We start from the raw sequence: 14,987 nt of genomic DNA on the forward strand, positions 1-14,987 counted from the left end.
AAACTTACTATGAAACGTATTTATCAGTTTATTTTCATCATCACAGTGATTCTGGGTGTTCAGGGATGTCAAGAAGATGATGTAGCCTTCGGAGACGTCACTGCACCATCAAATTTGCAAGTTGAACTATCGGTTGCCAGCGACCAATCAGGCATAGTTAGTGTTTTACCAACGGCAGATAATGCCATTAATTTTCATGTCTTTTTCGAGCCTGATGCTGACCCGGTAGTTGTTAGTAATGGACAGGAAGCCACTTTCCGCTATATCGAAGTGGGCCAGTACACACGAGAGATCGTTGTAGTGGCCTTCGGCAGAGGAGGGGCTTCCAGCTCATTGCAACTTACTGCAGAACTGGATGTAATCTTAACTCTGGACCCTGAAGTGCAATTTGCCTTAGCCGGCGACGGTAGCAAAACTTGGGTTTGGGATTCAGGTTCTGGTGGTCACTTTGGAGTGGGTGATCCGGCAGTAGATTTTCCAAACTTCTTTAGCGCAGCGCCTAATCAATTGGATCCTTGTCTTTATGACGATACCTTGACCTTCAGCTTTGACGGTTCAGGAGGATTCTTTTACACTTTGAATCCTGGCGATGCAACTTTCATTAACTGGACAGAGGTGAAGCGTTTCTTCCCGGATGCCAGTCCTGGAGAGTTTGTAGACGAATGTCGTGACATTTCTGATCAAATCGCTTTAGAAACCAATTTTGCCCTTATTGAGGCAGATGGAACTTCAACCTTGACTGTTCCTGGAAGTACGCTATCGTATTTCGCTGGAATTAATGAATATGAGATCATTGAGCTTACTGAGAATAAATTGGTAGTTCGTGGAATTCAGGATCCATTCGATCCGCCAGGAAACCAATTGGCTTGGTACCACACCTTTGTACCAGAAGGTGGTGGAGGAGGAGCTCCGAGTTGTGCTGGTGGCGCTACAGGAGATATAGGAAGCGGAAACAACGATGTCCTTGTTTGGGCAGAGGAGTTTGACGTGCCAGGAGCCCCTTGTGATGGTAACTGGACCTTTGAGATTGGAGATGGTTGTCCTGAGCTTTGTGGCTGGGGTAATGGAGAGGCTCAGTACTATACAGACAGACCTGAGAACGTAATTGTAGAAGACGGTATGCTTAAGATCACGGCCAGAGCAGAAACCTTTGAAGGTTCTGGTTTCACTTCTGCACGAATGATCACCAAAGATAAATTTGAGTTCCAATACGGCCGTGTTGAAATGCGCGCCAAATTGCCAACTGGTGGTGGGACATGGCCTGCATTCTGGATGCTAGGTGCAGACATTGATACCAATCCTTGGCCAGGTGCTGGAGAAATGGACATCATGGAGCACGTTGGGAATAACCAAGACGTGATCTTTAATTCCTTGCACTTCCCTGGTAATTCAGGAGGTGATGCTATTACAGAAAGCACACCTACTCCAGGGGTATCTGATGACTTTAACATCTACGCCTTAGAATGGACTGAAGATGAGATTATTTTCTACGTGAATGATGTAGTGGGACTAAGCTTCCCGAATTCTGATGCGGTACCGTTCCGCAAAGACTTCTTCTTATTGGTCAATGTTGCCATGGGAGGAACCTTTGGAGGAGCCATTGACCCTGCATTTGTGGAATCCACTTTTGAAATCGATTACATCCGCGTTTATCAATAATATACCAAAATGAAAAGAGCAGCTTTATTAGGGATATTAGTTTTGGCCGTAAGTTTTGTGGCCTGTAATTCGGAATCCGGATCCGCGACTGGTGCTTCCAACAGCGACAGTCCTTATACGGCTCAAGTGGATTCACTATTGAGCATTATGACCTTAGAAGAAAAAATAGGTCAAATGAATCAATACAACGGTTTCTGGAATGTAACCGGGCCTGTCCCCGCAGGTGACGAAGCCGCAAATAAAAAATACGAACACCTCCGTAAAGGTTGGGTAGGATCCATGCTCAACGTTCGCGGAGTCGAAAATGTAAAAGCCGTACAGAAGATCGCAGTGGAAGAATCTCGTTTGGGAATTCCCCTGATTATTGGTTTTGATGCGATCCACGGTTATAAAACCCTAAGCCCGATCCCTCTCGCAGAATCTGCCAGTTGGGATATGGAAGCTATTCGCAGATCTGCGGAAGTTTCTGCAGCAGAAACTGCGGCATCTGGAATTAACTGGACATTTGCTCCTATGGTCGATATCGGACGTGATCCTCGTTGGGGACGCGTTATGGAGGGAGCAGGAGAAGACCCTTACTTGGGCAGTTTGATAGCTGCTGCCCGTGTTAAGGGCTTTCAAGGAGATGACCTTTCAGATCCCTTTACCATAGCAGCGTGTACCAAGCACTTTGCCGGATATGGTTTTGCCGAAGGCGGAAAAGATTACAACACTGCCGATTTTGGCACCAGCACGCTGTACAATATGGTTCTACCCCCATTCAAGGCCACCGTAGATGCCGATGTAAAGACCTTTATGAACAGCTTTAATGTGCTCAACGGGATCCCAGCTACGGGGGATCAATTCTTGCAACGCGAGATCCTTAAGGGAAGATGGAACTTCCAAGGGTTTGTAGTATCTGACTGGGGATCTATCGGAGAGATGGTTGCACACGGTTATGCAGAAGACGGTAAGCATGCCGCAGAACTCGCAGCGAATGCTGGTTCTGACATGGACATGGAATCTTACCTGTATGTGGAGCATTTAGCTGAACTAGTGCGTAACGGACGCGTTGATGAAGCCTATATCACAGATGCTGCTCGTAGAATTCTTACCGTAAAGTATGAACTGGGACTTTTTGAAGATCCTTATCGCTACTGTGATGAAGCACGTGAGCAAGAAACTATTGGTAAAGCAGAACATCAAGAGGCTGTATTGGATATGGCTAAAAAATCGATTGTCCTGCTCAAGAATGAAAACAATTTACTCCCTTTGAAAAAGTCAGGGCAACGCATCGCCGTTATCGGTCAGTTTGCCAATGACAAAAACTCCCCTCTGGGTAGTTGGAGAATTGCCGCTGATGATAATACTGCAGTAACCCTGTTAGAAGGTTTGGCGGCCTACCCAGACAATTCCATTACTTATGCAGAAGGTGCTGCTGTTACCGTAGGAGAGAACTCCTTCGTTATGGAAACGGCAATCAATGAAGATGATAAAAGCGGATTTGCTGAGGCACGCCGCGTTGCACGTGCTGCCGATGTAGTGATCATGAATCTCGGAGAAGTAGGTTGGCAAAGTGGAGAAGGTAGAAGTCGAGTAAATATTGACCTGCCAGGAGTTCAACAAGAACTGTTAGAGGCGGTATATGAAGTGAATCCGAATATCGTATTGGTGTTGCAAAATGGTCGTCCATTGGCTTTGCCTTGGGCTGATGAGAATATTCCAGCGATCGTCGAGGCTTGGCAATTGGGAACCCAAAGTGGTAATGCGATTGCTCAGGTGCTTTACGGGGATTATAACCCAAGCGGAAAGATGCCGATGACCACTCCTCGAGATAAAGGTCAAATCCCGATATATTACAATCATAAGAATACAGGACGTCCTGTTGTTCCTGCGCCAAACTTGGTGTTCTGGTCGCATTATATGGACGAATCCAATGCGCCATTGTATCCATTTGGACACGGACTGAGTTATACCACCTTCCAATATGAAGGACTGGCAGTAAACCCTAATGGAGACGGCACGTTTAAAGTGAGCTTCACTTTGACCAATACCGGAGCGATAAAAGGAAAAGAGGTAGCACAGCTTTACATTCAAGATGTAGCGGCTTCTGTGACGCGTCCAGTGCGTGAATTGAAAGGATTTGAAATGGTGGAGCTAGCTCCAGGAGCATCCCAAGAAATTAGTTTTACACTTACTGATACAGAACTGGGCTTCTACGACAATGATGGTGAGTTTGTCGTAGAAGACGGTTTGTATCGCGTTTTCATTGGCGGAAGTTCTGCCACAAATTACAGTGTAGAATTTACCAGATAATTTATGTTGAGAATTAGTTTGATCATATCGTCATTATTACTCCTTGCAGGCTGTGGACACACTTCCAATGAGCTTGTCTTTGAAGAACATTTTGATGGTAATTCCCTCAACGAGGTTTATTGGAATTACGAGCTGGGTGACGGCTGTCCAAACCTTTGTGGCTGGGGTAATAATGAGCGTCAGATCTACAACAAGGCCAATGCAGTTGTGGACAATGGACATCTGATTATTTCCGCTACTAAAAAAGATGGTGTCTACAACAGTGCGCGCATTACAACTAAAGGTAAAATGGAATTCCAATACGGGCGTATTGAAGTTCGAGCTAAACTACCGAAGGGTCAAGGAATTTGGCCAGCTATTTGGTTGTTGGGTAACGATATTGACACCAATACTTGGCCCGGTTGTGGAGAGATTGACATTATGGAATATGTTGGAAAGCAACCTGGAGTGATCTACAACTCCTTGCATACGCCAGATAGCTTTGGCGCGACCATCAATTCCAAACAAACTCATATCGCAGGTGTGGAGAACGACTTTCACGTATACCGCACGGATTGGACTGCAGAAAAGATTAGTTTTTATATAGACAATAAAGAAGTATACACTTTTAAGCCCAAGGAGAAAAACGCTAAGACCTGGCCGTTTAATAAGCCATTTTATTTAATTATGAATATGGCAATTGGAGGACACTTTGGCGGCCCTGAGGTAGATGATAATATCTTCCCTCAGGATTTTGTCGTGGACTATGTGAAGGTGTACAATTTTTAAACTTGAAACTTGATTATTAATTTAAATTAAAATGTGATGAGAAAAACTTACTTACTATTAGCAGCTATGTTTGCTATGTTCACAAGTAATGCACAAACAACGATCGAAGTAGATCCTTGTGCTGGAGCTGACGGAGACGCTTGGTTCGGATTCATGAATGTTTTCGAATTAGACGAAACAACTTTTGTATTCAACTCTGGATGGGGTGTAGGAGATCTTAAGTCAACTGTAAACTGTGCTGACGGGCGTATCACGCTTCAGCCAAACTTCAACACTTATGCTGACAACCCAGACGATCCTTTTTGGGTAAACCAAACTACTGGAGAAGGTGCTAAGTTCATGAGAGCCAACACTATTGTAGGAGACAACTCTGGACTAGGTGGAGAGCAGACTTTCACCGGTGGTGTAGAGAGCTATACTTTGAGTTCTGACTACAGTGTAGTTGCTTTTATCCGTGTATTCAACGCAGATTTCTCTGCTTTACTACGTGAAATGACTTTGCCAATTACAGAAGCTGGTGTATTCTCTATGACCATGACTGAAACTGATGCAGCTGATGGCCAAGTACAGTTCGGATTTGAAGTATCTGGACCTAACGCAAACCCAGCAGACGAAGCAGCACTTGGAAGCGTAGTAGTAGGAGCAGTTGCTCTTAACGTAGACGAGTCTGAACTAGTAGGGCTATCTGTTTATCCAAACCCTGCAAACGATGTGCTTAATGTACAAACCAAAACTCAGCAAAACGATATCGCTATCTTCAACGTACTTGGACAGCAAGTGTTGAGCCAGAAGCTAAGTGGAACAAACTCTGCAATCAACGTAGCTGGTCTTAAGACTGGTGTTTACTTTGCAACAGTGACTACTGACGCTGGACAGCAGCAGATCAAAATCGTTAAGCGATAGTCTTTTTTAGGCAACAACTAAGAACTTAAACGTTCTTCATTTTTATTATTAACTTGCCCAGACTAGTCCGTTTGGGCAAGTTTTTATCAACCAATATTCAACAACTATGCTAGCAATTGTATCCTTTGTAGGCTTTACCCTAATGGTGGGCGTTATCTCCTATCTTGCAACCCGAAAAACCGATGAAAGTACCAGTGATGGTTATTTTCTAGGTGGACGAAGTCTTACCGCTGGAGTCATAGCTGGCTCACTTTTGTTGACCAATCTTTCTACAGAACAAATTGTAGGTCTTAACGGTTCTGCCTACGACCAAGGAATCTTGGTAATGGCCTGGGAAACTCTCGCTGCGATCGCAATAGTGGTCACGGCCTTGTTTTTATTACCTCGATATTTAAAAGGTGGACTCACAACCGTGCCGACCTTCTTGGCCAGCCGTTTTGACGTCACCACAAAGACGTTGACCTCTGGATTATTTTTGACCGGTTATGTAGTGGTTCTATTACCCGTGATCCTTTACTCTGGGTCACTTGCGATTTCCAATATGTTTGGAATTCCAGAATTACTGGGTGTCTCTGACACAGCAGCCCTTTGGATCTGTGTTTGGGGTATCGGTATTATTGGTTCCATCTACGCCGTATTTGGAGGCCTGAAAGCTGTAGCTGTTTCGGATACTATTAACGCTATTGGACTTTTAATAGGAGGATTATTGATTCCGATCTTTGGTTTAATGGCCATTGGAGATGGAAGTGTTATGGACGGATGGGCAACCCTTACAGAGGCCAATCCGGAGAAATTTGACGCCATGGGAAGTAACACTAGTGCGATCCCGTTCTCTACCATTTTTACAGGAATGATGTTGGTGCAACTTTTCTATTGGGGAACCAACCAACAGATTATTCAGCGTGCTTTAGCCGCTAAAAACTTAAAAGAAGGGCAGAAGGGCTTAATCCTTGCATCCTTCATAAAAATATTAGGTCCCCTTATCGTAGTATTGCCTGGAATCATTGCCTTCCACTATTTTCAAGGTGGATTGGACCAAGCAGATGCAGCCTACCCACGTTTGGTAAACGCCGTATTGCCGTCGGCTTGGCTTGGATTCTTTGCTGCTGTTCTATTTGGAGCGATCTTGAGCTCGTTCAACTCGGTTTTGAACAGTTCGGTTACCCTATACGGAATCGACATCTACAAACAACACATCAACAAAGATGCTGATGAGAAAACCGTGGTGAAGAACGGTAAGACCTTTGGAGTGATCTTAGCTCTTGCGTCTATGTTCATTGCGCCTCAGTTGGCCAATGCAGGATCTTTATTTGACTACCTCCAAGAGGTAAATGGAATTTACTCCATTCCAATTCTAACCATCATCGTGGTTGGTTATTTGACTAAGCGAGTTCCAGCCATAGCAGCTAAGATTGGTTTGTTATCAGGTTCTTTACTATACATCTTAAGTCAGTTCATTTTGCAACCGCATTTTGTGGGATCGGCCTTAGAGGATGCAGCTGCTAATGGAATTACAGATCCAGAACAACTTGCTGCGATTGAAGCAGGCGCTTATCCACATTTCTTGCACGTAATGGCGATCTTGTTTGTACTTAACACCCTGATCATGTTAGCCATAGGTAAGATCAAGCCTAGAGAAACACCTTATGAGCAAGAGTATACAGAGCAAGTAGAAATTGAGCCTTGGAAGCATGTGAAGCTTGCAGGAGCGATCGTAGTGATCATTGTGATCAGCACTTACGTATATTTCCAATAACAAAAAAGGCGCTCTGTTACGAGCGCCCTTTTTTAATATCAACTATAATAGCGACCCATTTAAGGGTTATAATTCACTAATAGATGCTATTATTACTTCCTTGAAAGTAAAAGTAGCCTAAATATTGGGTCTGCAAAGTCCGCCGCAAGGATAAAGACCTACGAAAACGTTTGCGTGTTGATAAGTTTACGTATTTTAACACTTTCGAAATATACAGAGGCTATCACTGCCAAATTCTAGATATTTCGGTCTTTGATTATCAATTGTTTAGCGCTTTTTAGAATCCTAGAGTGTAGCCTATGCCAAAAATGACCCTTAAAAAGATAGCCTCAGAATTGGAGGTGTCTATTTCTACTGTTTCCAAAGCCTTAAAGGACAGCCATGAAATTGGTGAAGAGACGCGTAAGAAAATCCAAGCTTTTGCGGCCTTGTACAATTACAAGCCCAACAACATCGCTTTGAGTCTTAAAAACCAACGCGCTCATACCATTGGGATCATCATTCCAGAAATTGTACATCACTTTTTTACAACGGTGATTCAAGGGGTAGAACAGGAGGCCAATGCACGTGGCTACAATGTGGTGATTGGGCTATCTGATGAATCCTTTGCCAAGGAGGTTCACAATATGGACACCCTGGCTAACGGCAGTATTGACGGTTTTATCATCTCGGTAGCTAAGGAAACACTTTTAAAGAAAGACTACCATCACCTTAGAGAAACCATGAATCAGGGAATGCCCATTGTCATCTTTGATCGGGATCTTCCAGACATTGATACCGACAAAGTTGTGGTAGACGATGTCCGCGGAGCGCGTACTGCAGTGAGCTATCTAGTGGAACAAGGCTGTAAGCGCATCGGAATCATTACCACCAATGATCACGTGAATGTAGGTAAACTGCGCTATATGGGATATCAAAAAGCTTTGAAGGATGCCAGTTATTCAGAAGACCCTAAACTCATCCTCAAATTGGATGACGATATGGACGCAGTTTCTAGAAGCGAGGACTTAGGAGTGGCCATTGGTAAATACTTAGAGAGCAATCCAGATCTGGATGCGATATTTGCGGTAAACGAAATTTTTGCTATTGCGGCTATGAATGCGGTCAAGAAGGCAGGCAAGCAGGTTCCGGAAGATGTAAAGGTCATTGGATTTACAGACGGACTTCTTTCTAAATACGCCCAACCGCCTTTGGCTACTGTGAGTCAGCACGGGCATGAGATGGGAAAACGCGCCGCACAATTGCTCATCAATAGAATTGAGAATGACGATCCCGATGATGCTTACCAGACCTTGGTGGTACAAACAGAATTGATTCCCAGAGCATCGGCGGCTAAATAGGGCATTGGTTTAAAAATTCCGTATATTTAGCCCGCATTCTGTTGCTATTATTACTTCCCTTTTTTCAGCGCAGATAAGCAAAGTGCTTGTCGCTTAAATACATAAGCGATTTGCTGCTTTTTGAGGATTCCTCCCAGAAGGCCCAGGTCGCGTTCTAATTAGGATGAAAATAGAAGGAATTATATTTGATCTGGACGGAGTTATTGTAGACACCGCCCATTTCCACTATCTGGCGTGGAAAAAGACAGCAGCCGTTCTTGGCTTTGAGCTGACGCCAGAACTCAACGAACAATTAAAAGGCGTAAGCCGCATCGACTCATTACAGAAGATCCTCGATTGGGCTGGGGTAGAGATCACCCAAGAACGCTTTGATTTTTTGACTTCGGATAAGAATGTAGATTACCTGGCTCATGTGGCAACCATGAGTGCAGATGATGTACTCCCGGGAGTACGTGAGTTTATTGCAGATCTAAAAAGTAAAGGCTACAAGATCGCATTGGGTTCGGCCAGTAAGAACGCACGCCATATTTTAGAGCGCGTAGGCATGATCCAAGAATTTGAGGCCATAGTAGACGGTACCAATGTGACCGCTGCCAAACCCGATCCTGAAGTCTTTTTGCAGGGAGCAGAACTACTTAAATTAGAGCCTGAGCAATGTGTGGTTTTTGAAGATTCCAAAGCTGGAGTAACTGCTGCCAATACTGGCGGAATGGTCTCTGTAGGCATCGGGAAGCCAGAACACCTATCTCATGCCAAACACGTCTTTCAAGACTTTACCCAAATACCCAACAACTTTATTGATCAATTAACCAGCGAAACAATCCAATGAACCAACAATATATTGTAACCCATCCATGGTCTATCATCGAAGAAGGCTTCGATGCAGAACGCGTTAAATCTTCAGAAAGTTTATTCAGTATTGGTAACGGAGCCATGGGGCAACGCGCCAATTTTGAGGAGCAGTACTCCGGACCAACATTTCAAGGAAGCTATATTGCGGGAGTTTATTACCCTGATAAGACTCGTGTGGGGTGGTGGAAGAACGGTTATCCCGAATACTTTGCCAAAGTACTCAACGCCCCGAATTGGATAGGCATCAACGTCAGTATAGATGGAGAAGCTTTGGACCTGCACACCTGTAAAAGCGTAGACAACTTCAAGCGAGAACTGGACATGAAAACCGGTTTGTACACCCGAAGTTTTGAGGCAACTTTACTAAACGGAAAAACTGTGAAGGTAGAAGTGCTTCGATTTTTATCCTTGGACATGGATGAATTGGGAGTGATCGATTATAGAGTGACTCCGGTTAACGGATCTGCGACCATCAGCTTTAGTCCGTATATCGATGCCGGAATTACCAATGAAGATTCCAATTGGGACGATAAGTTTTGGGACATTAAAGGCATTAGCGCTTCTAAGTCTGCAGCCTTTATACATTCCGCTACCGAGAAAACAGCCTTCCATGTTTGTACATATATGGATTCACAGGTGTTTTTGAACGATCAGCCTGTTTCAGAATCCAGTGTAGATCAAACCGACAAAACAGCTTCTGTGACTTACAGTGCGCAAGTAGCTCAAGGAGAAACCATTAATTTGGAGAAATATGCCGGTTATACGGTTTCTACCAATCATGATATTGACCAGTTGATTCCAGCAGCCAAAGCTGTTTTGGCAAAAGGAATGGAAATTGGCGTAAAAGGCTTGGCCAATGCGCAAGCAGCTGCCTGGGAACAAATTTGGTCCATGGCAGACATACAGATAGAAGGCGATGACAAAGCACAACAAGGAATCCGCTTTAATATCTTTCAACTCAACCAAACCTATTTGGGGAAAGATCCAAGACTCAACATTGGTCCTAAAGGATTTACCGGGGAGAAATACGGAGGTAGTACTTATTGGGATACGGAGGCTTACTGCTTGCCGTTCTATATGGCTACTAAGAACCAAGAAGTTGCTCGCAACCTTTTGGTTTACCGATATAAGCACCTGCAGAAGGCTATTGAAAATGCCCAGAAGCTCGGCTTTACGGACGGTGCAGCTTTGTATCCGATGGTAACCATGAATGGGGAAGAGTGTCACAACGAATGGGAGATCACCTTTGAGGAGATCCACAGAAATGGAGCCATTGCTTTTGCGATCTTCAATTATGCTCGTTATACCGGAGATACTTCATACATCAATGAAATGGGTGCTGAAGTTCTCATTGGGATTGCTCGTTTTTGGAAACAACGCGCTACCTTCTCTAAACAAAAAGGTAAGTATGTTATTCTAGGAGTAACTGGTCCGAATGAATATGAGAACAACGTTAACAACAACTGGTACACCAACTACAGTGCACAGTGGTGTTTGAACTATGCTGCTGCCCAAATGCAGCGCATTCAATCCGAAGCACCTGATGACTACAGCCGCATTGCAGCCAAAACAAATCTTACTGAGGGTGAGTTAAGCGATTGGACCACAATTGCCGATGGCCTTTACTTCCCGTATTCAGAGGAGCACGGAGTATTCTTGCAACAAGACGGTTTCTTGGATAAAGAGTTGATTCAGGTTAGTGACCTCGATCCAAAACAACGCCCGATCAATCAACATTGGTCTTGGGATCGCATATTGCGTTCGCCTTATATCAAGCAGGCGGACACGCTGCAAGGTTTCTACTTTTTTGAAGATCAGTTTACAGATGAGGCTCTGGAAAAGCACTTTGATTTCTACGAGCCGTTCACAGTACACGAATCTTCTTTATCTCCTTGTGTGCATGCCATTCAAGCAGCCAAATTGGGTCGTATGGAGCAAGCCTATACCTTCTATTTAAGAACCTCCAGACTTGATTTGGATGACTACAACAAAGAAGTAGAAGAAGGCTGTCACATTACTTCCATGGCAGGTACCTGGATGAGTATCGTTGAAGGCTTTGCGGGCTTTAGAATCAAAAATGACCAACCGAGCTTGAATCCGAGGATACCAGAGCAATGGGGCGCTTACAGATTCAAAGTGAATTTTAGAGGACAGATACTTACCGTGGATATTGATGCCAAGACCTGTAGCTTGTCTGTAGCGGGTGATTCCGCAATAGACGTTACTGTAAACGGTACAGATTATTCGCTCTCTGCCGGGGAGACCACAACCATAAATTTATAATCAGATGCGCAAGATTAATCTACTGGCTTTAATGTTGCTGGTTTGCTTTGCAGCCTGTAAAGAAGAAAAGCAAGAAACTCCGCAAGAGTTAGAACAAGAAGTTGCAGCCACCAAACCTTTTGATTGGAAAGCTGCTAATTTATATTTTCTGTTAACGGATCGCTTTAATAATGGTGACCCCTCAAATGACGTGAACTTTGATAGAACCCAAGAGACTGCCGTTTTACGTGGTTTTGAAGGAGGAGATCTCAAAGGAATCACCCAAAAGATAGAAGAGGGGTATTTCTCAGACTTGGGAATCAATGCCATTTGGATGACTCCAATCGTTGAGCAGGTACACGATGGAACCGATGAGGGTACTGGATATACCTATGCCTACCACGGATATTGGACCAAAGACTGGACGCAATTGGATCCGAACTTCGGGAACTTTGATGATCTAACTGCTTTGGTTACTGCAGCGCACAGTAAGGGCATTCGCGTGCTTTTGGACGCTGTGATCAATCACACAGGACCGGTGACAGCTATGGATGCTGTTTGGCCAGAAGAGTGGGTGCGTACCCAGCCAAAGTGTACTTATGAATCGTATGAGACCACTGTGGAGTGTACTTTAGTTGAAAACCTTCCAGACATTAAAACGGAGAGCAATGATGATGTAGCCTTGCCGCCAGCCTTGGTAGAAAAGTGGAAGCAAGAAGGTCGTTATGATGCAGAAATGGCGGAACTCGACGCCTTCTTTGAGCGCACTGGTTATCCTAGAGCGCCTCGTTTTTATATCATGAAGTGGTTGACGGACTATATTACCGACTTTGGAATTGACGGTTACCGTGTAGATACCGTTAGACACACCGAAGCCTTTGTATGGCAGGAATTCAAAAAGCAATGTGACTACGCATTTGCAGCTTGGAAGCAGGCCAATCCAGAACTGGTTTTAGATGACACCGCTTTTTACACCGTCGGAGAGGTTTATGGATACGGAATCAACGATGGGCTAATGACCAATTTTGGCGATGTAAAAAAGGACTATTACAAAGATGCCTTTACGTCCATGATCAATTTTGATCTGCGTTCTCAAGAGGCAGATGTAGACTACGAAGCTGTATTCTCTCGCTACGATTCTATTTTAAATACGACGCTAGCCGACTACGGGACCTTGAGCTATTTGACTTCACATGATGACGGTTACCCTTATGACAAGGAGCGTCAAAACACCTATACCGCTGCCAACCTATTGCTGTTGACTCCTGGTGGATCGCAAATGTACTACGGAGATGAGGTTGGGCGTTCTTTGCTGATTGACGGAACCAATGGAGACGCTACGCTGCGTTCTTCTATGGATTGGGAGGCTTATGCCAACGACGCAGAAGCACAGCAGCTGTTAGCGCACTATCAAAAGTTAGGGCAGTTTAAAGACAACCACTTAGCGGTTGGAATTGGAAGACACCAACAATTGGCATCAGCCCCTTATACCTTCCAACGTGAATATGCAGCAGGAAACGACACCGTTGTTGTGGCACTCAATGCTCCTCAAGGAGAGAAGATCATTGAGATCGGGATGGCCTTTGCAGAAGGTAGCTCTGTTCGCGACGCCTATTCTGGACAGACTGCTGTGGTAAAGGATGGAAAGGTAAGCTTGAATTCTAATGACAGCGTAGTTTTATTAGAATCGATAGATGAATAAGACCCTTTTACATCGCGCATTTATTTGTTTGCTGCTCCCGGCATTGTGGATCAGCTGTAACGACAAACCCTCAAATGAAGAACCTATGAACGAGACTGTGACGACTTTACCTCCTTTGACGGATGAATTTTTAGAAACGGCGATTCTCTATGAAGCAAATATTCGACAATATTCACCAGAGGGTAGTTTTGACGCTTTTACTGCTGATATTCCAAAGCTAAAGGACCTCGGAGTAGATGTAATCTGGCTGATGCCGGTTTATCCTATATCCTCAACCAAGCGTAAAGCTTATGGCAATGTGATGGCTGATGATATTGAGGATCCAGAAGAACGTAAAAAATACCTGGGTAGCTACTATGCGGTATCGGATTATACGGGAATCAATCCTGAATTTGGGACTCTAGAAGACTTTAGACGATTGGTGCAGACTGCACACGACAACGGTATTTATGTGATCTTAGACTGGGTGGCCAATCATACCGGTTGGGATCATCACTGGATTGCAGAACATCCGGAGTATTACACCAAGAATGAAGCTGGAGAAGTTTCTGAACCCCTCAAGGATGACGGCAGAACACCAGAAGGCTGGACGGATGTAGCTGATCTAAATTTTGACAATCCAGATTTGACGCCGGCCATGATCGCTGAGATGCGCTATTGGATCGCAGAAGAGAACATCGACGGTTTTAGATGCGACGTGGCAGGCTTTGTGCCTACAGATTTTTGGCGCAAGGCAATTCCTGAATTGCGAAAAGAAAAGTCCATTTTTATGTTAGCGGAAGCGGACAATCCAGAATTATTGGAAGACGGTTTGTTTGACATGGCTTACGGCTGGGCCAATCACCACTTGATGAATGATATTGCCAAAGGAGAACAACCTGCAGCACAGTGGTGGGCACACTACAACGGGCAAATGGAAAAATGGGCCGATGATGATTATCTGATGAACTTTGTGGAGAACCATGATGAGAACTCCTGGAATGGAACCTTCTTAGGACGTACTGGAGCTCATTGGGAGTCTTGCTTGGTATTGAGTTATGCACTTCCGGGCATGCCACTCATTTACAGCGGTCTGGAATACGACCTCAATCACAGTTTGAAGTTCTTTGAAAAGGACAGTATTCCAAAAGCCAAAGGAAAAATTTGGCCTGTTTTGGAGCAATTGGCAAAGGTTAGAAAGGAAGTACCTGCCTTAAATGGTGGAGTAGCTGCAGGGGCATATGAATGGGTAGACACCTTTCACGATCCTGACCTTTTAGCTTTTAGACGTTTCAAAGACAATTCAGAAGTTTTGTATTTGGCCAACTTCGGTTCTGAGACTAAAAACCTACCCGTAAAAGCACTGGGTAGTTTTCGCGATTTCAAATCCGGAGAAACAATCGAAATTCAAGGCGAAAAAAGCTTCGAAATACGGCCAGCTTCCTATCTGTTTTTGATTAAAAACTAGAGG

Annotated in this window: 10 protein-coding genes; all 10 read left to right on the forward strand. The window is 44.3% G+C overall.

Features of this window, described 5'->3' with window-relative positions:
* Window positions 1-9: 9 nt before the first annotated feature.
* The 10 genes from ACSLP7_RS09745 to ACSLP7_RS09790 all read left to right on the forward strand — a co-directional run bounded on the left by ACSLP7_RS09745 (window position 10) and on the right by ACSLP7_RS09790 (window position 14,984).
* Entirely contained in the window at window positions 10-1,659 is a 1,650-nt protein-coding gene (locus tag ACSLP7_RS09745) for a glycoside hydrolase family 16 protein (RefSeq protein ID WP_435579124.1), read from the forward strand.
* Between the two features lie 9 nt (window positions 1,660-1,668).
* Window positions 1,669-3,954, forward strand: coding sequence for a beta-glucosidase BglX (gene bglX / locus ACSLP7_RS09750; RefSeq protein ID WP_435579125.1), 2,286 nt, complete (start codon window positions 1,669-1,671; stop codon window positions 3,952-3,954).
* 3 nt (window positions 3,955-3,957) lie between these two features.
* Entirely contained in the window at window positions 3,958-4,722 is a 765-nt protein-coding gene (locus ACSLP7_RS09755; RefSeq protein WP_435579126.1) for a glycoside hydrolase family 16 protein, read from the forward strand.
* Between the two features lie 36 nt (window positions 4,723-4,758).
* Window positions 4,759-5,625, forward strand: a complete 867-nt coding sequence (locus tag ACSLP7_RS09760; protein WP_291185497.1) for a T9SS type A sorting domain-containing protein — start codon at window positions 4,759-4,761, stop codon at window positions 5,623-5,625.
* Between the two features lie 106 nt (window positions 5,626-5,731).
* Entirely contained in the window at window positions 5,732-7,381 is a 1,650-nt protein-coding gene (locus tag ACSLP7_RS09765) for a solute:sodium symporter family transporter (protein WP_435579127.1), read from the forward strand.
* Window positions 7,382-7,680: 299 nt separating this feature from the next.
* A complete protein-coding gene (locus ACSLP7_RS09770) occupies window positions 7,681-8,721 on the forward strand; it encodes a LacI family DNA-binding transcriptional regulator (RefSeq protein ID WP_435579128.1) in 1,041 nt (346 codons plus the stop codon).
* Between the two features lie 163 nt (window positions 8,722-8,884).
* The gene (gene pgmB / locus ACSLP7_RS09775) at window positions 8,885-9,550 is read left to right on the forward strand and encodes a beta-phosphoglucomutase (RefSeq protein ID WP_435579129.1); all 666 of its coding nucleotides are present in this window, start codon (window positions 8,885-8,887) and stop codon (window positions 9,548-9,550) included.
* Entirely contained in the window at window positions 9,547-11,856 is a 2,310-nt protein-coding gene (locus ACSLP7_RS09780; RefSeq protein ID WP_435579130.1) for a glycoside hydrolase family 65 protein, read from the forward strand. The genes pgmB and ACSLP7_RS09780 overlap by 4 nt, the downstream gene beginning before the upstream one ends.
* A gap of 4 nt (window positions 11,857-11,860) precedes the next feature.
* On the forward strand, window positions 11,861-13,537 hold the full coding sequence (locus ACSLP7_RS09785; RefSeq protein ID WP_435579131.1) for an alpha-amylase family glycosyl hydrolase: 1,677 nt from the start codon (window positions 11,861-11,863) through the stop codon (window positions 13,535-13,537).
* A complete protein-coding gene (locus ACSLP7_RS09790; RefSeq protein WP_435579132.1) occupies window positions 13,530-14,984 on the forward strand; it encodes an alpha-amylase family glycosyl hydrolase in 1,455 nt (484 codons plus the stop codon). The genes ACSLP7_RS09785 and ACSLP7_RS09790 overlap by 8 nt, the downstream gene beginning before the upstream one ends.
* Window positions 14,985-14,987: the final 3 nt, after the last annotated feature.

This window comes from Gilvibacter sp. (assembly GCF_965601605.1).
Taxonomy (GTDB): domain Bacteria; phylum Bacteroidota; class Bacteroidia; order Flavobacteriales; family Flavobacteriaceae; genus Gilvibacter.

Coding starts and splice junctions, on each gene's coding strand:
- ACSLP7_RS09745 (WP_435579124.1), top strand. CDS start 10: ATGAAACGTATTTATCAGTTTATTTTCATCATCACAGTGATTCTGGGT.
- ACSLP7_RS09765 (WP_435579127.1), top strand. CDS start 5,732: ATGCTAGCAATTGTATCCTTTGTAGGCTTTACCCTAATGGTGGGCGTT.
- pgmB (WP_435579129.1), top strand. CDS start 8,885: ATGAAAATAGAAGGAATTATATTTGATCTGGACGGAGTTATTGTAGAC.
- bglX (WP_435579125.1), top strand. CDS start 1,669: ATGAAAAGAGCAGCTTTATTAGGGATATTAGTTTTGGCCGTAAGTTTT.
- ACSLP7_RS09770 (WP_435579128.1), top strand. CDS start 7,681: ATGCCAAAAATGACCCTTAAAAAGATAGCCTCAGAATTGGAGGTGTCT.
- ACSLP7_RS09760 (WP_291185497.1), top strand. CDS start 4,759: ATGAGAAAAACTTACTTACTATTAGCAGCTATGTTTGCTATGTTCACA.
- ACSLP7_RS09790 (WP_435579132.1), top strand. CDS start 13,530: ATGAATAAGACCCTTTTACATCGCGCATTTATTTGTTTGCTGCTCCCG.
- ACSLP7_RS09780 (WP_435579130.1), top strand. CDS start 9,547: ATGAACCAACAATATATTGTAACCCATCCATGGTCTATCATCGAAGAA.
- ACSLP7_RS09755 (WP_435579126.1), top strand. CDS start 3,958: ATGTTGAGAATTAGTTTGATCATATCGTCATTATTACTCCTTGCAGGC.
- ACSLP7_RS09785 (WP_435579131.1), top strand. CDS start 11,861: ATGCGCAAGATTAATCTACTGGCTTTAATGTTGCTGGTTTGCTTTGCA.